Raw genomic sequence first — 18,309 nt, 5'->3', positions numbered from 1 at the left:
GCGGCGACGGGAAGAAACGATACCCGATGCGCGGCGAGCGTGCGGAGGCACCCCCCTCCCCGGCGCGTCAGCCCCCCGGTGGCCGCGCCCAGCGGTCGTCCGGCGGGGGCGGTGACCCGGCAGGTGCCGCCGGCGGCCCGTACCCCGACGGCGGCCCGTAGGCCGGTCCGTACGCCGGTCCGTAGGCCGGTCCGTAGGCCGGTGGCGCGTACCCCGGTGGGCCGTAGGCGGGTGGGCCGTAGCCAGGCGGGCCATAGCCAGGCGGGCCAGAGCCAGGCGCGCCAGAGCCAGACGCGCCATAGCCAGACGCCGGCAGGGCAGGGGGCGCCGCGTACGGGGGCGGGCCGGCGGGCGGCCAGCTCGGGCCGCTCGGGTCCTGGGCCGCACCCCGCAGGTCCAGGGCCGGGCTCAGCAGCTCCGGGCGCAGCCGGCGGCTCAGGGCGCGCACCCACAGCACGTAGGCGACCATGCCGGCGGTCCCCAGCAGCGCCGCCCACCAGCCGAGCAGGTCGTCGGAGGCGTCGGCCTGGACCGCTCCGCCCAGCGCACCCCCCAGCAGGAAGATCACCATGTTGTTCACCGCGTGGGCGACGATCGCCGCCTCCAGGCCGCCGGTCCACCAGACGAGGGCGGAGAACGACAGGCCCATGGCGAACCGGTAGAGGAAGGACTCGGCGTCCGGCGGGAGGTGAGCCGCGGAGAACAGCGTCGCGGTCACCACGGCGGCGACCAGCGCACCGGCCCGCGGCCGACCGATCCAGCCGGCGATCGCCTGGCTGAGGTAGCCGCGGAAGCCGTACTCCTCGGCCGCGGCCTGCAGCGGGGTGGTCAGCACGACGACGAGCACCAGCCAGCCGTAGGAGGCCGACGGCCCGGTGACCCCGCCGGGCGCGGTCACGGTGTCGATGACCACCAGCACGGCCACCGCGACGCCCAGGCTGGCCAGGCCACGCCAGCCCAGCGGTACGAACAGCCGCCAGCGCAGCCGGCCCAGCACCGACGAGGACCAGCCGATCCGCATGCCGTGCGCCACCGCCCAGCACAGCCAGATGATCGGGATCGCGACGATCAGCGAGATGTTGGTCAGCAGCAGCACACCGGCGTCGGTGAGGTCCATGTACAGGTCGACGGTGAGCCCGGTGACCAGCGCGACCCCGGCGATCACCACCCCGGCGACCAGGTAGAGGACGCAGAGCAGCAACAGCCCCAGCACCGGCCGCCACCACGCCCAGTCGCGGGCCCGCATGAGCAGGGCGTAGGGCTGCGGGGTGTCGTGCGGCGGGGCTCCCGGCGGGGTGACCGGCCGGGAGCGCCGACCGGACGACACCGGCGCGGCGGGCACCGGCTGGCCCGGGGGCGGGTACCAGGCAGCGACCCGGGGCACGACCGGCGGCGCGCCGTGCGGGCCCGTGGGTGGCGGGCCCGTGTAGGGCCGGTCCGGCTGCCCGGCCGGCACACCACCCCAGCCGGTCATCCCGTCGCGATCCCGCGGGCGGCGGCCAGCCGCGCGAGGGTGCGCTCGCGGCCGAGCAGCTCGATCGACTCGTACAGCGGCGGGGAGACGGTGCGGCCGCTGACCGCCACCCGCACCGGGCCGAACGCCTGGCGGGGCTTGCGGCCCAGCCCGTCGACGAGGGCCTCCTTCAACGCCGCCTCGATCGCCGGGGTGCTCCAGTCGGCGAGGTCGCCCAGGGCGGCCGAGGCCGCGTCGAGCACCTCGCCGGCGCCCGCGCCCAGCTGCTTGTCCGCGGCCGACTGGTCGATCTCGACGTCCTCGGTGAAGAGGAAGCCGAGCAGCCCGACGGCGTCGGAGAGCACGATCATGCGCTCCTGGGCCAGCGGCGCGATCGCCTCCAGCACCCGCTGCTGCTCGGCCGTCGGCGGGTCGGCGACCAGCCCGGCCGCGGCGAGGAAGGGCGTGACCCGGACGAGGAACTCCGGCACCGGCAGGGCGCGCAGGTGGGCGGCGTTGATCGCCTCGGCCTTCTTGAGGTCGAAGCGCGCGGGGTTCGCGCTGACCCGGGTGACGTCGAAGGCCTCGACCATCTCCTGCACGGAGAAGACGTCGCGGTCCTCGGCGATCGACCAGCCCAGCAGCGCCAGGTAGTTGACCAGCCCCTCGGGCAGGAAGCCACGCTCCCGGTAGACGTCGAAGTTCGACTGCGGGTCGCGCTTGGACAGCTTCTTGTTGCCCTCGCCGTTGACCAGCGGCAGGTGCCCGAAGCGCGGCGTCCCGGCGGCGACACCGATGTCGGTGAGCGCGCGGTAGAGCGCGAGCTGCCGCGGGGTGGAGGGCAGCAGGTCCTCACCGCGCAGCACGTCGGTGACGCCCATCAGCGCGTCGTCGACGGGGTTGACGAAGGGGTACAGCGGGGCGCCGTTGCCGCGGACGAGCACGAAGTCCGGGACGGAGCCGGCGGCGAAGCGCACCTCGCCGCGCACCAGGTCGGTCCAGCTGATGTCCTCGTCGGGCATCCGCAGCCGCAGCACCGGCTGGCGGCCCTCGGCGCGGAAGGCGGCCTTCTGCTCGTCGGTGAGGTGGCGGTCGGCGTTGTCGTAGCCGAGCTTGGGGTCCTGGCCCGCGGCCCGCCGTCGCGCGTCCACCTCATCGTTGGTGGAGAAGGACTCGTAGGCGTGCCCGGCGGCCAGCAGCTTCGCCGCGACCTCCCGGTACACCTCCGCGCGCTCCGACTGGCGGTACGGGCCGTTCGGGCCGCCGACCTCGGGGCCCTCGTCCCAGTCCAGCCCGAGCCAGCGCAGGCAGTCCAGCAGGTGCCGGTAGGACTCCTCGGAGTCCCGGGCGGCGTCGGTGTCCTCGATCCGGAACAGGAACCGGCCGCCGGTGTGCCGGGCGTGCGCCCAGTTGAACAGGGCCGCCCGCATCACCCCGACGTGCACCAGCCCGGTCGGGGACGGGCAGAAGCGGGTCTTGACGCTCATCGGGCGCCACCCGCGGTGGACGTCGGGTCGGCGCCGGCGACGGAGCTGGTCAGCGTGCCCAGGCCCTCGATGGTGCACTCGACGCGCTGGCCGGGGCGGATCGGCCCCACGCCGGCGGGGGTGCCGGTGAGCACGACGTCGCCGGGCAGCAGCGTCATGACCTGGGAGATGTGCGAGATCAGCCGCGGGACGTCGAACAGCAGCTGGCTGGTGCGGCCGGACTGGCGGCGCTCGCCGTCGACGCTGCAGCTGAGTTCCAGGTCGGCCGGGTCCTTGCCGAGCCCGGCGAGGTCGGTCTCGATCCAGGGGCCCAGCGGGCAGAAGGAGTCGAAGCCCTTGGCCCGGGTCCACTGCCCGTCGCCGCGCTGCATGTCCCGCTCGGTGACGTCGTTGCCGATCGTGTAGCCGAAGATGCTGGCCGGGGCCTGCTCCGGGGTCACCTGGCGGGCGCCGCGGGCGCCGATCACGACGGCGAGCTCGACCTCGTGGTGCACGTTGCTGCTGCCCGGCGGGATGCGGATCGCGTCGCCGGGGCCGATCACCGTGGTGGAGGGCTTGAGGAAGATCAGCGGCTCCGCCGGGGCGTCGCCGGTGTTCATCTCCTTCACGTGCTCGGCGTAGTTCTTGCCGACGCCGACCACCTTGCTCGGCAGGATGGGCGAGAGCAGCCGGACGTCGGCCGCGGCGAACCGCTGCCCGGTGAAGGAGATCTGGCCGAACGGGTGGCCCTCGATCTGGGCGACCTGGCCGTCCCCGTCGAGGACCCCGAAGGACATGCCGGCTGGGTGGGCGTAACGGACGATGCGCACGTCGCCAGGCTAGCCGGGGGCGCCGGGCGCCGACGCGACCCCGCCGGGCGGCGGCTCCCAGCGCAGCACCGCGGTGCCCGCCGCCACGGCCGGCCCCGCCGGGACCAGCCGCAGGGCCGCGTTGCGCAGCGCCTGGGGCAGCCCGCCCGGCACGTGCGCACCGAACCGGGCGGTCTGCGCCGAGCGGCGAGCGATCTGCCGGCAGCGGGGACGGCGGGCGCGGTCGAAGGCGGCCAGCGCGGCGCGCAGGGGTGTGCCCGCACCCACCGGACCGCCGATGAGCCGCCCGACGCAGACCCCGTCCTCGAGCGAGGTGTTCGCGCCCTGGCCCATGGTGGGCAGCATCGCGTGGGCCGCGTCGCCGATGAGCACCGTGCGCCCGCGCACGTAGGCCGGCAGCCCCCGCGGCAGGGAGTGCACGTCGTGGCGCAGCAGCTGCCCGGGTCTCGTGCGGGCGATCGTGGCCCGGACCTCGGCGGACCAGCCGGAGAACCGGTCGACCGCCGCCGCCAGCTCGTCGGCGAACGGGGTCCGCTCCGGGTGCCGGACGTAGCCGTACCAGTACACCTGCGTCGGGCTGATCCGCACGGCGCCGAACTCGGCGCCGGGGCCCCAGTGGGCGGCGAACCCGGCGTCCCGGGTGCTGTCGTCGTCCACCACGGCCCGCCAGCTGGTCCGCCCGCTGTAGCGCAGTGCCGCCCGGCGCCCCGGGAACAGCGCGGCGCGCACGGTGCTGCGGATGCCGTCGGCCGCCACCACGAGATCGGCGGTGGTGGTGTGCTCCCCGGCGTCGCCGAGCCAGGTGACCACCGCGGGCGCGCCGTCGGGGTCGCCCGGCTGCACGCCGACGACGCGGGCGCCGGGGGTGAGGTCGGCCGCCGCGGCGGCATCGAGCAGCGCCGCGTGCAGCCGCTGCCGGTGCACGCCCCAGGCGACGTTCATGGCATCCGGGGTCCCGGGGATCCGCAGCAGCCACCGGCCGTGCTGGTCGCAGGTGCCGGCCGCCGCGGTCCGGTGCCCGGCGGCGCGCACCCGGTCGCCGGCCCCGAGGGCGTCGAGCGCCGCCATCCCGTTCCGGGTGACCGCGAGCCCCGCGCCGACCTCCCCGAACGCGGTGGCGCGCTCCAGCACGCGAACGCGCCAGCCGGCCCGGGTCAGGGAGGCCGCCGCGGCCAGCCCCGCGACCCCGCCGCCGACCACGACCGCCGAGCCCGGTCCGGTCATGCGGAACCGGAGGCGGGGTGGACCGCCGCGGGCGCTCCCGGCCGGTGCCGCACCGCGTAGGTGAGCGCGTCGACCAGGGCGTGCCAGGAGGCCTCGACGATGTTGTCGTGCACGCCGACGGTGGTCCACTCCCCCGCGCCGTCGGTGCTGTCGATGAGCACCCGCGTGGTGGCGCTGGTGCCGCCGTTCCAGCCGAGGATGCGCACCTTGTAGTCGGCCAGCGACACCCCGGCGAGCGCCGGGAACTGGCCGACGAGGGCCTGGCGCAGCGCGTTGTCCAGGGCGTTGACCGGTCCGTTGCCCTCCGCGGTGCTGATGACCCGCTCCCGCTCCCCCGACGCCGTCCGCACGTGCACCTTCACCGTGGCCTCGCTGACCACCACACCGTTGCCCCAGTGCTCGACCGAGGTGCGGTAGCTCTCCAGCTCGAACAGCGGCTCGGGGGCGCCGGGCAGCTGGGCACGCAGCAGCAGCTCGAAGGAGGCGTCGGCGGCCTCGAAGGACCAGCCGTCGGCCTCGAGCACCTTGACCTGGTCCACGACCCGGCCGATGGCGTCGCCCTGCCCGTCGAGGTCGACGCCGAGCTCGCGGCCCTTGAGCTCGACCGAGGCGCGGCCGGCCATCTCGGTGACCAGGATCCGCATGTCGTTGCCGACGACGGCGGGATCCAGGTGGTTGTACAGCTGGGGATCGACCTTGATCGCGCTGGCGTGCAGGCCTGCCTTGTGCGCGAACGCCGAGGCGCCGACGTAGGGCTGGTGGTCGTCGGGGGCGATGTTGGCCAGCTCGGCGATCGCCGCGCTGACCCGGGTCAGCTCCGGCAGGCACTCCGCCGGCACCACCGGCAGGCCCATCTTGGTGACCAGGTTGCCGATCAGCGCGAAGGTGTCGGCGTTGCCCGCCCGCTCGCCGTACCCGTTGGCGGTGCCCTGGACGTGCGTCACGCCGGCCTCGACCGCGGCCAGCGAGTTGGCGACGGCGCAGCCGGTGTCGTCCTGGCAGTGGATGCCCAGCCGGCCGACGACGCGCGAGCGCACGTCGGCCACCACCCGGGCGACCCCCGTCGGCAGCATGCCGCCGTTGGTGTCGCAGAGGACGCCGACCTCGGCGCCGGCGGCGAAGGCGGCGGCCAGCACCCGCACGCCGTAGTCGGGGTCGACGGCGTACCCGTCGAAGAAGTGCTCGCAGTCGACGAACACCCGGCGTCCGGCGGCCACCAGGTGGCTGACGGTGTCGGCGACCATCGCCAGGTTCTCCTCCAGCGAGGTGCGCAGCGCCTCGCGGACGTGCCGGACGTCGGACTTGGCCACGACGCAGACCACCGGTGCCTCGGAGTCCAGCAGCGCCTGCACCTGCGGGTCGTCCTCGACGCGGACGCCGGCCTTGCGGGTGGCGCCGAAGGCGACCAGCTGGGCGTGCCGCAGCTGCAGCTCGGTGCGCGCGCGGGCGAAGAACTCGGTGTCCTTGGGCAGCGCCCCGGGCCAGCCGCCCTCGATGAACCCGACGCCGATCTCGTCCAGCAGCCGGGCGACGGCGAGCTTGTCGGCGACGGAGTAGGTCACGCCCTCCCGCTGGGCGCCGTCGCGCAGCGTCGTGTCGAAGACGTGGAAGGCCTCGGCGTCGAAGACGGGGACGGCATCGGGGTCGAGGTCGTGGGGGGCCAGTTCGGTGGGCACGTGCTCTCCCGGGTCAGGTGGATCCTCCCCGAACACGAAAAAACCTCCCGGGGTACGGGAGGTCGCGCGCAGTCGGGGAGGGGACTGCGCGCTAGGCGATGATGATCGTGCCGGTGGCGTCCATCACGCCGAGTAGACCACGGTGGCCGCCGAGGTGGAACGCCGTGTCCACTGCCTGGGACGACGACGCCGTCCGCTGTCAGCCTCTCCACGGGAGACGACAGCGTGCGCTGAGGGTCAGTGCGGCACCCCTGAACTGGCCCTCAGCGCACGTCGTTCCGGCCCGCCGGCCGACGCCCGTCAGCCGCCGGCGAGTGCCGCGAGCCGGTCGCCGACCTCGGCGGTGCGGACCTGCGCCTTCGGGTCGCGGGTGGACAGGTCGAAGGCGACCGCCGCGTTGACCTTCTTCGCCAGCTCCGGGCGACCGAGGTGCTCCAGCATCAGGCCCACCGACAGCACGGTGGCGGTCGGGTCGGCGATGCCCTGCCCGGCGATGTCCGGCGCCGAGCCGTGCACCGGCTCGAACATGCTCGGGTTGGTGCCCGACACGTCGAGGTTGCCGCTGGCCGCCAGCCCGATGCCGCCGGTGACCGCGGCCGCGACGTCGGTGACGATGTCGCCGAAGAGGTTGTCGGTGACGATCACGTCGTACCGGCCCGGGTCGGTGATGAAGAACATCGCCGCGGCGTCGACGTGCTGGTAGGCGACGGAGACCTCGGGGAACTCCGCGGCCACCTCCTCCACGGTGCGCGACCACAGCGACCCGGCGTGGGTGAGCACGTTGGTCTTGTGGATCAGCGTCAGGTGCTTGCGCGGGCGGGCGGTGGCCCGCTCGAAGGCGTAGCGGACCACCCGCTCGACGCCGAAGGCGGTGTTCAGGCTGACCTCGGTAGCCACCTCGTGCGGGGTGTCCCGGCGCAGCACGCCGCCGTTGCCCACGTAGGGCCCCTCGGTGCCCTCGCGGACGCACAGCATGTCGATGTCGCCCGGGTCGGCCAGCGGGCTGGTCACGCCGTCGAAGAGCCGGGCCGGGCGCAGGTTCACGTGGTGGTCGAGCTCGAAGCGCAGCTTGAGCAGCAGGCCGCGCTCGAGGATGCCGGCCGGGACGCTGGGGTCACCGACGGCGCCGAGCAGGATCGCGTCGTGCTGGCGGAGCTCGTCGAGCACCGCGTCGGGCAGCAGCTCGCCGGTGCGCTGCCAGCGGGCCGCGCCCAGGTCGTACCGGGTGGTCTCGACGTCCGGCGCCACCGCGCCCAGAACCTTGAGGCCCTCCGCCACCACTTCTTGACCGATGCCGTCTCCAGGGACCACTGCCAGCCGCATGAGGCCTGAGGTTAGTGGGCGGGGTCCGGCCCACCACCACCCGCACACGCCGGACGCCCCCGGCGAGGGAGGTCCTCGCCGGGGGCGCCCGGTGGTGGAGCGGTGGTGGTGCGGGAGGTCAGGGCCGCCCGGCCCGGCGTCGCGCCGGGCCGGCCGGCACCGTCACGGCGCGGCCGGGGCGCCCGGCCGCTCGGCCACCGGGACGAACTGGGTCCGGCCCGGGCCGGTGCTGCCGTTGTGCTGCAGCACGACCATCGCGCCCTTGGGCCCGCCGACGGCGGCGTCCTGGGCGTAGGCCGGGCTCTGCGTCACCTCGATGGTGCTGCCCCCGGTGACCGGCACGAGCACCGCCGGCCCGCCGGCGGCGGTGAACGACAGCCCCGGGTGCAGCGGGTCGAAGCTCATCCGCTCGGCGGCGAGCTCCGCACCGCCGTCCGGCCCGGTCACCGTGCCCAGGTCGTCGACCGTGCCGTAGGCGCTGGTCGACTGGACGCCGAAGGCGATCCGGCTGGCGTCGGCGGTGATCAGGGGCATCACCGACAGCGGCGCGCCGAGCAGCTGGACGTCGGAGTCGAAGGCGTTGGTGTCCACCGTGCCGTCGGCCACGTTCAGGTAGCCGATCCAGGGGGCGTCGTTGCTCGGGAGCAGGCCGTACTCCCGGTCGGTGACCACGACCAGCGGGGCGTCGTAGTCGGCGATCCGGGTGGTGGTCACCTGGTAGTCCCACGCCCCGTCACCGGTCGCGTCGAGGTACACCCCGTAGTTCACCGCCGTCTCCGGCGAGGTGTACCGGCCGTGCGCCGAGACGCCGACGTACAGCCAGGGGTCGTCCGGGCTGGCCGCGACGTCGGAGGCGATCCCGACCTGGGCCAGGTCCACCGACCGCTCCAGCTCGGACTTGTAGCAGTCCGACCGGGCCTCGGTCGTGCACTTGGGCAGCCGCGGGCTCACGCCCAGCCGCTCGAACGCGCTCCCGAGGGAGGTGTAGGACGACGGCTCGCCGAACGGGCCGTTGGCCACGCCCCGGCCGACCAGCGCGATGGTCTTCCCCGGCTGCCGGTCCTGGGCGACCAGGTTCGACGCGGGCTTCGCGTTGGCGTGCACCGGGACCCGCAGCGCGGGCGCCCCGGCGGTCTTCGGAGTGAGGACCAGCCGGCCGCTGGCCTCGCCGAGGAACTGCCGCCCGTCGTCGGTGACCACGGTCGGGTCGGCGACCTTGCGCAGCTGGTCGCGGGTCACGGTCATGACCACGTTGACCACGGTCCTGGCGCCCGGGGCGACCGAGACGACGGAGGGCTCCACCCGGTAGGTGACGCCCGGCTGCTGCGCCAGCCCCTGGTAGGCGAGCGTGTAGGTGACCGTCCGGTCGCTCTTGTTCGAGACGGTCACCTGGCGGTTCTGCACGATCTTGGGGTCCACCGCCTCGACCACGCCGAAGGAGGCCGAGACGACGCCGGAGCCGGCGTCGGCGTAGGCGAGGACCTGGTTGGCCAGCGCCGCCCGAGCGTCGATGCGGCCGGCGCCCTGCCGGTTCGGGCCGTACACGGTGCCGTCGGCGGTGGAGACGTCGGCGCCGGCGGTGTTCATCAGGTCCGCCTTGACCTCTTCCGTCGTCCAGTCCGGGTGCGCGGCGCGGATGAGCGCGGTGACGCCGGAGGTGGTCGGCGCGGCCATCGAGGTGCCGGACTCGCTGACGCCCTGGGCGCCGGTGCCGACCGCGGCGGAGTACAGGGTCACGCCGGGCGCGGAGACGTCGGGCTTGAGCCCACCGGCCTGGCGGCTGCTGCGGGAGGAGAACGACGCCAGCAGGTCGACCTGCGCCGGGTCGTCCACGAGGGCGGCGTCCTTGAGGCTGGGGCCGAACGTGACGGTGACCGGGCCGGCCGCGACCGCCGCGGCCAGCGCCGCGCCGTCGGTGGCCGTGGTGAGGATGCCCGGAATCTCCGGAACGCCGGTGATGCCGGTCTCCAGCAGGTCGTCGTCACCGATGATCATGAACCCGGCGGCGCCGGAGTCGCGGGCGTTGCCGCCCTTGGTCACCGAGCCGCAGGCGAAGCCGGCGGCCTCGACGAGCACGATCTCGCCGCTGTAGTCCCCGGTCCAGGGCGCGCAGCCGGTCGGGTCGTCCCCCGCCTCGGGCAGCACGACCGGCGCGGTGATGTCGGGCTTCACCGCACCGGACTCGTCCAGGTCGCTGTAGGCGATCGACCGCAAGCCGGGGCGGACGCCCTCGGGGCCGCCGCCGGCGACGACCTGCCAGCCGTCGAAGACGCCGTAGCCGTCGTTGGAGGCGGCCACGCCGATGCCGCGGGGCGCGTTGCCCGGCGAGCCACCGATGTCGTAGCTGTCCCCGGCGTTGCCGGCCGACATCACCACGAGCATGCCGTGCTTCATCGCCTCGTTGGCGACCATCGCGTCGGCGTCGTCGGCCAGGCCGTAGTCCGACCCGAGGGAGAGGTTGACGACGTCGAGGTGGTCCTCGATCGACCCGTCGCCGTTGGGGTCCATCGCCCACTCGAGCGCCTGGACGGTCACGTCCGTGGAGCCCTCGCAGCCGAAGACCTTCAGCGCGTACAGCTCGGCGCCCGGCGCCATGCCGGGGCCGATCCGGAGGCTGCCGGCGTCGAAGGAGTCGCCGTAGCCGCCGCGGTAGGTCTGCCCGTCGGCGGTGACGCCGTAGCCGGCGGCGGTGCCGGCGACGTGGGTGCCGTGGCCGTTGCAGTCCAGCGGGTTCTCGTCCGGCATGGCCACCGGCTGGTAGGCGGGGCTGCGCGGGTCGGCGTTGTAGTCGTCGCCGACGAAGTCGCGGCCACCGACGACCTTGGCGTTGGGGTACACCCCGACCGGGGCGGGGGCCGCCTCGGCCGCCTGGAGGGCGGTGAACTGGGCGACGTCGCCGCTGCCGCCGAAGTCGGCGTGGGTGTAGTCGATGCCGGTGTCGATGATCCCGATCGAGACGCCCTCGCCGGTGTTGCCCAGGTCCTGCCACGCGGCGACCGCGTCGACGACCCGGGCGGCACCGGTGTTGCTGACCGTCTTCGGCGTGATCGGGAGGACCGCGGTCACGCCGGGCAGCGCGCTCAGCGCGGCCTGGTCGGCGGCGTCGGCGGCGACCGCCACCCCGGAGACGACGGTCGAGGCGGTGTACAGCACCTCGGCGTCCGGCACCGTGGCCGGCAGCTCCCCGACGACGTCCGCGGCTGCGGCCTCGACCCCGGGCTTGGCGGCGCGGGCGGCGTCGGCCGCCTGGCCCGGGCTCCCGGCGGCCAGGGTGTCGGCGTAGACCTGGGAGGTCGCCGGCGTGTCCAGCTGGAGGAAGAAGGAGGCCGGCCCGCTCTCGGGGAGTCCGGCCGGGACGGCGCCCGCGCCCCGGGCGGCGACCGCGGCCTGGACCTGCGCCAGCTGGCCGGCGGTCAGCTCCGCCTGCGCCCGGTCGGCGATCGGGGCCGCGGGCGCGGCGAGCGCCCCGGTCGTCCCCCCGGTGGTCGCGAGGGCCGCCGCGACGGCGACGACCCCCGTCCGGACGGCGACGCGCCGGCGTCCCGCCCGGTTCGTGTGTGTGCTCCTGGAACCCACGTGCACCCCTGTCAGTGTCCTTGCGCCAGGCCCGGCTGCACGCACGGTCAGTCGGGCCAGACAGAGCGTGGTCGTTGCCGTGGCTAACGGCCAATAGGCCGTTCGGCGCAGTCGCACGGCCGGCGCGGGGCATCTGCCGCGGCTCGATGACCGCGGTGTTCGCCATCCGTTCCGAACACGTTCCGTTGATCGTGGCGTGGGCCATTCGGCGCAGTGTTCGTGGCGCGGTCGACACGGTGGGGTGACGCTCAACGACCCCGCCGGGTGTCGCGAACAGCGCCCCCGGACCTGGACGCCTCCCGGCCCGGATGCCTCACACCCCGGACGCAGCGAGGCCGCGCCGTCCGGGTCGGACGGCGCGGCCTCGGGGGTCGCGGTGGGATCAGCTGGGGTTCAGGTCCGCGGCCCGTACCTGGCGGGCGCCGATGCGGCCGGCGATGTCGGCGAGCAGCTCGCCGCTGACCGGGCTGTCGACGGTGACCGCCATGAGCGCGTCCCCGCCCTGCGTGGTCCGGCTGACCTGGGCGCCGGCGATGTTGATCCCCGCCTCCCCCAGCGCGGCACCGACGGCGCCGACCACCCCGGGCCGGTCGGCGTACACGAAGAACAGCAGGTACCCGTCGGCGGTCAGGTCCAGGTCGAAGCCGCTGACCTCGGTCAGCTTGGGCACCTGGTTCTTCCCGTACAGCGTGCCGGAGACCGCGACCTCCGTGCCGTCGGCCATCGCCCCGCGGATGCTGATCAAGTTGCGGTAGTCCGGGCTCTCCGTGCTGCTGGACAGCCCCACGTCCAGGCCGCGCTGGTCGGCCAGCAGCGGGGCGTTGACGTAGGTGACCGGCTCCTCGACGACGTCGGTGAAGACCCCGCGCAGGACGGCGAGCTGGACGACCGAGACGTCGTACTCGGCGATCTTCCCCTGCACCTCGACGTGCACCGACTGGGCGAGCCCACCGGCCACGGCGGTGAACACCCGGCCCAGCTTCTCCGCCAGCGGCAGCCCGGGGCGCACGTCCTCGGCCACGACGCCACCGGCCTGCACGTTGACCGCGTCGGGCACGAAGTCGCCCTGCAGCGCCAGGCGCACGCTGCGGGCCACCGCGGTGCCGGCCTTGTCCTGCGCCTCGGTGGTGGAGGCGCCCAGGTGCGGGGTGACGACGACGTTGGGCAGCCCGAACAGCGGGCTGTCGGTGCACGGCTCCTTGGCGTAGACGTCGATGCCCGCCGCGCCGACCTGGCCCGACTGCAGCGCCTCGGCCAGCGCCGCCTCGTCGACCAGCCCGCCGCGGGCGGCGTTGACGATGATCACGCCGGGCTTGGTGGCGGCCAGCTGGTCGCGACCGATGAGCCCGAGGGTCTCCGGGGTCTTCGGCAGGTGGACGGTGATGAAGTCCGACTCGCGCAGCAGCTCGTCCAGGCTCACCAGCCGGACGCCGAGCTGGGCCGCACGGCCGGGCTGGATGTAGGGGTCGTAGGCGATCAGGGTGACGCCGAAGGCAGCCAGCCGCTGGGCCACCAGCACGCCGATGCGGCCGAGCCCGACCACGCCCACGGTCTTGTCGGTGACCTCGACGCCGGTGAACTTCGACCGGGCCCACTTCCCGGCGCGCAGCGAGGCGTCGGCGGCCGGGATGTGCCGGGCGGCGGCCAGCAGCAGGGCCACCGCGTGCTCGGCGGCGCTGACGATGTTCGACGTCGGCGCGTTGACCACCAGCACACCGCGCTCGGTGGCGGCCGGGACGTCGACGTTGTCCAGACCGATGCCGGCCCGGGCCACGACCTTCAGCCGGGGGGCCGCGGCGAGCGCCTCCGCGTCGATCTGGGTCGCGGAGCGGATGAGCACGGCGGAGGCCTCGGCCAGCGCCGGCAGCAGCGCGGCGCGGTCGGCGCCGTCGACGTGGCGGATCTCCACGTCGTCCCCGAGCACCTGCAGGACGCTGGGTGCGAGCTCTTCGGCGATGAGGACGACGGGCGCTGTCCCGGGCGTGGTGGCGGTCACGGGGCAACAGCCTAGGAGCGCGGCCGCCCCGCTGGTCGGGCCGGTGTCGCCGGTCCCACTGGGTGGACGCCGGTCGGGCGCGTCAGGCGACCGGGTGGGGCTGCTTGCCCCCCGCCGTCCGGCGCCGCCATCCTGACCGCAGCGCCGGTGCCACCGGCCCGTGCGGAGGAGATCATGAGCAACGACCCGGACGTCCCCGGCCGGCAGGAGCCCGAGTGGGGCCAGCAGCCGCAGTCCGGCCAGCCGTCCCCCTACGGGCAGTACGGCCAGTCACCGCAGCCGTCGCCCTGGGGGCCGTACGGCCAGTCACCCCAGCAGGCACCCGAGCAGGCGCCCTGGGGGCAGTACGGCCAGCAGCCGGCCTACGGCCGGTACGGGCCCTACGGCGGCGCTCCCGGCGGCGTCGACCCGGGCCTGCCGCCTGCCCGGCCCGGTGCGGTCGTCACCGCGGCCGTGCTGGCCTTCGTCTACGCCTCGCTGGGCGTGCTGGTCGCCCTGGCCTTCTTCGCCGGTGGCGCCTTCATCGACGACCTGGTCGACGCGGCGCTGGCCACCGACCCCACGCTGGGCGGCGAGCTGGACTCGAACGAGCTCGACGGTGTGCGCGGGGTCCTCGTGGTGGTGGGCGTGGTCGCGCTGGCCTGGACGGTGCTGATGGTGTGGGGCGGCGTCCTGGCGCTGCGCGGCCGCAGCCGGGTGCTGCTGCTGGTGGGCTCGTCGATCTCGGTGGTGACCACCGGCTTCGTCCTGGTCTCCACGGTCGCGACCGCCGGTTCCGGGGAGCCGGGGACCGGCGGCGCGCTGGTCTTCTCCCTGGTGCTCTTCCTCGGGGCGCTGGCCATCCTGGTGCTGCTGTGCCTGCGCCCGGCAGCGGAGTACTTCGCCGCGCACCGCGCCCGGCGCGCCGCCCGCCGGTGACGACGGCGGCCCCCGCAGCGCTTGCTGCGGGGGCCGTCGTGCGTGCGGTGCTGGAGCGGCCACCCCTCAGGGTCCCGCGCCGAGCCTGCGAGGCGTGGGGGCATGGCCCCTCTGCAGGGTCCCGCGCCGAGCCTGCGAGGCGTGGGGGGCAGAGGGGTCCTTCCACCTTCCCCCTTCGTCAGCGCGCGGCGGTACCGGTGTAGTCGTCGCTGGCCGACACCCAGCTCATCAGGCCGCGCAGCTGGCGGCCGGTGGCCTCGATCGGGTGCGCCTCGGCGGCGGCCCGCTTGGCCTGGAAGTCCGGGGCACCGGCGTCCTGGTCGGCGATGAACGCCGCGGCCCACGAACCGTCCTGGATGGCGGTGAGCACGTCCTTCATCGACTCCTTGACCCGGGCGTCGACGACCTTGGGGCCGGAGGTGTAGTCGCCGTACTCGGCCGTGTCGGACACCGACCACCGCTGCTTGGCGATGCCGCCCTCGTACATCAGGTCGACGATCAGCTTCAGCTCGTGCAGGCACTCGAAGTAGGCGATCTCCGGCTGGTAGCCGGCCTCGGTGAGCGTCTCGAACCCGGCGGTGACCAGGGCCGACATGCCACCGCAGAGCACCGCCTGCTCACCGAAGAGGTCGGTCTCGGTCTCCTCGGCGAAGGTGGTCTTGATGACGCCGGCCCGGGTGCCGCCGATCGCCTTGGCGTAGGAGAGCGCGAGCGCCTGGGCCTTGCCGCTGGCGTCCTGCTCGACGGCGATCAGGCAGGGCACGCCCTTGCCGTCGGCGAACTCCCGGCGCACCAGGTGCCCGGGGCCCTTGGGGGCGACCATGGCGACGTCGACGTCGGCCGGGGGCTTGATGTAGCCGAACCGGATGTTGAAGCCGTGGCCGAAGAACAGCGCGTCACCGGCCTGCAGGTTGGGCTCGACCGACTCGGCGTACAGCTTCCGCTGCACGTGGTCCGGCGCCAGGATCATGATCAGGTCGGCCTCGGCGGAGGCCTCGGCGGGGGTGACCACGCGCAGCCCCTCGGCCTCGGCCTTGGCCCGGCTCTTCGAGCCCTCGGGCAGGCCGACGCGGACGTCGACGCCGGAGTCGCGCAGCGAGAGCGCGTGGGCGTGCCCCTGGCTGCCGTAGCCCAGGACGGCGACGGTGCGCCCCTGGATGATCGAGAGGTCGGCGTCGTCGTCGTAGAAGATCTCGGCGGCCATGCGGGTGATGCTCTCCTTCAGTTGGGGGACCGCCAGAACGGCCATCCTGGCGGGAAGCTCGGATCGGTTACGCGGAGCGCTCGACGGGGCGCAAGGTACCGGCACCGCTCATCGACCGCGGGCCGCGGGCCAGCGCGACCGTGCCGGACTGGGCCATCTCCTTGATCCCCAGCGGGGCGAGCACGGCCAGCAGCGCCTGCAGCTTGTCCGGCGTGCCGGTCGCCTCGAGGGTGACCGTCTCGGTGTTGACGTCGATGACCCGGGCGCGGAACAGCTCCGCGGTCTGCAGCACCTGGACGCGGTCGGCCATCGGCGCGCGGACCTTGACCAGCAGCAGCTCGCGCTGGACGGCGGCTTCGGACTCCAGCTCGACGATCTTGATCACCTCGATCAGCTTGTTCAGCTGCTTGGTGATCTGCTCCAGCGGCTGGCTCTCCGCCTCGGCCACGATCGTCATCCGGGACAGGTCCGGGTTCTCGGTGGGGCCGACGGCGAGGGACTCGATGTTGAACCCGCGCCGGCTGAACAGCGCCGAGACCCGGGCGAGCACGCCGGACTTGTTCTCCACCAGGACCGAGAGCGTGTGTCGTGGCATCAGACCTGCCCCTCCCCGAAGACCGGGCGCACGTCGCGCGCGGCCAGGATCTCGTCGTTGCTCGCCCCGGCGGCGACCATCGGCCACACCTGCGCGTCAGAGCCGACGACGAAGTCGATCACCACGGGGGCGTCGTCGATCGCCATAGCCTTCTCGATCACCGCGTCCACGTCGTCCTTGCTCTCGCAGCGGAGCCCGACGCAGCCCAGCGCCTCGGCCAGGGCGACGAAGTCCGGGATGCGCACCGGCCGGCCCGAGCCCGGCTTGCCGCCGTGGGTGTTCAGGTGGGTGTTGGAGTAGCGCCCCTCGTAGAACAGGGTCTGCCACTGCCGGACCATGCCGAGGTTGCCGTTGTTGATCACCGCGACCTTGATCGGGATGCCCTCGATGGCGCAGGTGGCCAGCTCCTGGTTGGTCATCTGGAAGCAGCCGTCGCCGTCGATGGCCCACACCGTGGTGCCCGGGCAGCCGTACTTCGCACCCATCGCGGCCGGGACCGAGTAGCCCATGGTGCCCAGCCCACCGCTGTTGAGCCAGGTGCCCGGCTTCTCGTAGCGGATGAACTGGGCGGCCCACATCTGGTGCTGCCCCACCCCGGACGTGTAGATCGCGTCGGGCCCGGCGATCGCACCGAGCCGCTCGATCACGTACTGCGGGGAGAGGGCGCCGTCCTCGGGCCAGTCGTACCCCAGCGGGTACCGGGTCCGCCAGTCGTCCAGCTGCGCCCACCACGCGCTCAGATCGGCGGTCCGGCCGGCGGCCTGCTCGGCGCGCAGCGCGGTCACCAGCTCGGCGATCGTCTCCTTGGCGTCACCGACGATCGGGACGTCGGCCTTGCGGTTCTTGCCGATCTCCGCCGGGTCGATGTCGGCGTGCACGACCTGCGCCTCCGGCGCGAAGCTCGACAGCTGGCCGGTGACCCGGTCGTCGAAGCGGGCGCCGAGGGCGACCAGCACGTCGGACTTCTGCAGCGCGGTGACCGCGGCGACGGTGCCGTGCATGCCCGGCATGCCCAGGTTCTGCCGGTGGCTGTCGGGGAACGCGCCGCGGGCCATGAGGGTGGTGACCACCGGGGCGCCGGTGAGCTCGGCCAGCTCGGCCAGCTCGGGGCTGGCACCGGCCTTGAGCACGCCGCCGCCGACGTAGAGCACCGGCCGGTTGGCCCGGGCGATGAGCGCCGCCGCCTCGCGCACCTGCTTGCCGTGCGGGCGCGTCGTCGGCTTGTAGCCGGGCAGGTCCATCCGCGGCGGCCAGCTGAAGTCGGTGGTCGCCTGCAGGGCGTCCTTGCTGATGTCGACCAGCACCGGGCCCGGGCGGCCGGTGCCGGCCAGGTGGAAGGCCTCGGCGATCGCCTGCGGGATGTCCGCCGGGTCGGTCACCAGGAAGTTGTGCTTCGTGATCGGCATCGTGATGCCGCGGATGTCCGCCTCCTGGAAGGCGTCGGTGCCGATCGCCGCGCTGGGCACCTGGCCGGTGATGGCGACCACCGGCACGGAGTCCATGTAGGCGTCGGCCAGCGGGGTGACCAGGTTGGTCGCCCCCGGCCCGGAGGTCGCCATGCAGACGCCGACCCGGCCGGTGGCCTGGGCGTACCCGGTGGCGGCGTGCCCGGCGCCCTGCTCGTGCCGCACCAGCACGTGCCGGACGGCGGAGTCGAACAGCGGGTCGTAGGCCGGCAGGATCGCCCCGCCCGGGATGCCGAAGACGACCTCGACCCCGACCGCCTCGAGCGCGCGGACCAGGCTCTGCGCGCCGGTGATCCCGGTGGCGGGCTCCGCGGCGGCCTCGGCGATCGACCGCTCGGTGGCCTCGACGCCGAGCGTGGCCGCGGCGGCGGCCTCGGTGGGGGCGACCGGCGTGGCCGGTGCGGGACCGGCTCCCGGCGCAGCGGTGGGACCGGGGGCTGCAGCGGTGCGGCCGGTGCTGGTGCTCATCTTCGACGATCTCCCTGGGCGGGTGGGGTGCTGCGGCGGCGCTCGATGGTCCGGCCGAGCGGTGCCCGGCCAACAAAAAACCCCTCGTGCCGTGGCACGGAGGGGTGGCGCGTC

Annotated in this window: 12 protein-coding genes; 1 reads left to right on the top strand and 11 read right to left on the bottom strand. The window is 74.4% G+C overall.

Translation table 11 applies throughout. From position 1 onward, the window contains the following. Nucleotides 1-67 precede the first annotated feature (67 nt). From ACI79A_RS15295 to serA, 8 genes are all read right to left on the bottom strand, one after another. A complete protein-coding gene (locus ACI79A_RS15295) occupies nt 68-1,474 on the bottom strand; it encodes a CPBP family glutamic-type intramembrane protease (protein WP_457084605.1) in 1,407 nt (468 codons plus the stop codon). Continuing rightward, nucleotides 1,471-2,940 (bottom strand): glutamate--tRNA ligase, encoded by a 1,470-nt coding sequence (gltX, locus tag ACI79A_RS15290; protein ID WP_457084603.1) that lies wholly within the window; start codon nt 2,938-2,940, stop codon nt 1,471-1,473. The genes ACI79A_RS15295 and gltX overlap by 4 nt, the downstream gene beginning before the upstream one ends. Then, nucleotides 2,937-3,749, bottom strand: coding sequence for a fumarylacetoacetate hydrolase family protein (locus ACI79A_RS15285; RefSeq protein ID WP_457084601.1), 813 nt, complete (start codon nt 3,747-3,749; stop codon nt 2,937-2,939). Before ACI79A_RS15285 ends, gltX begins: the two co-directional genes overlap by 4 nt. 9 nt (nt 3,750-3,758) lie before the next feature. Further along, nucleotides 3,759-4,973, bottom strand: a complete 1,215-nt coding sequence (locus tag ACI79A_RS15280) for an FAD-dependent monooxygenase (RefSeq protein WP_457084599.1) — start codon at nt 4,971-4,973, stop codon at nt 3,759-3,761. After that, nucleotides 4,970-6,649 (bottom strand): citramalate synthase, encoded by a 1,680-nt coding sequence (cimA, locus tag ACI79A_RS15275; protein ID WP_457084597.1) that lies wholly within the window; start codon nt 6,647-6,649, stop codon nt 4,970-4,972. The genes ACI79A_RS15280 and cimA overlap by 4 nt, the downstream gene beginning before the upstream one ends. 300 nt (nt 6,650-6,949) lie before the next feature. Further along, nucleotides 6,950-7,972 (bottom strand): 3-isopropylmalate dehydrogenase, encoded by a 1,023-nt coding sequence (locus tag ACI79A_RS15270; RefSeq protein ID WP_457084595.1) that lies wholly within the window; start codon nt 7,970-7,972, stop codon nt 6,950-6,952. 162 nt (nt 7,973-8,134) lie between these two features. Further along, nucleotides 8,135-11,554: a S8 family peptidase gene (locus tag ACI79A_RS15265; protein ID WP_457084593.1), complete on the bottom strand. Its 3,420-nt coding sequence runs from the start codon at nt 11,552-11,554 to the stop codon at nt 8,135-8,137. A gap of 376 nt (nt 11,555-11,930) precedes the next feature. Continuing rightward, a complete protein-coding gene (gene serA / locus ACI79A_RS15260) occupies nt 11,931-13,544 on the bottom strand; it encodes a phosphoglycerate dehydrogenase (protein ID WP_457084591.1) in 1,614 nt (537 codons plus the stop codon). A gap of 174 nt (nt 13,545-13,718) precedes the next feature. On the opposite strand from serA, the gene ACI79A_RS15255 reads away from it, so the two are divergent. Then, nucleotides 13,719-14,462: a hypothetical protein gene (locus ACI79A_RS15255; protein ID WP_457084589.1), complete on the top strand. Its 744-nt coding sequence runs from the start codon at nt 13,719-13,721 to the stop codon at nt 14,460-14,462. Nucleotides 14,463-14,640: 178 nt separating this feature from the next. Here the strand turns inward: ACI79A_RS15255 and ilvC are convergent, their stop codons facing one another. From ilvC to ACI79A_RS15240, 3 genes are read right to left on the bottom strand one after another with little or no spacing between them, the layout of a single operon-like run. After that, complete coding sequence (gene ilvC / locus ACI79A_RS15250) at nt 14,641-15,711, bottom strand: ketol-acid reductoisomerase (RefSeq protein WP_457084587.1); 1,071 nt, start codon at nt 15,709-15,711, stop codon at nt 14,641-14,643. 22 nt (nt 15,712-15,733) lie between these two features. Continuing rightward, nucleotides 15,734-16,261: an acetolactate synthase small subunit gene (gene ilvN / locus ACI79A_RS15245; RefSeq protein WP_457084585.1), complete on the bottom strand. Its 528-nt coding sequence runs from the start codon at nt 16,259-16,261 to the stop codon at nt 15,734-15,736. Continuing rightward, nucleotides 16,261-18,195 (bottom strand): acetolactate synthase large subunit, encoded by a 1,935-nt coding sequence (locus ACI79A_RS15240; protein ID WP_457084583.1) that lies wholly within the window; start codon nt 18,193-18,195, stop codon nt 16,261-16,263. The genes ilvN and ACI79A_RS15240 overlap by 1 nt, the downstream gene beginning before the upstream one ends. Between the last annotated feature and the right edge of the window lie 114 nt (nt 18,196-18,309).

The sequence above is a fragment of the Modestobacter sp. SYSU DS0657 genome, assembly GCF_054050925.1.
The sequence above is the reverse complement of the archived record's forward strand: the minus strand, read 5'-3'. Positions and strand labels throughout refer to the sequence as shown.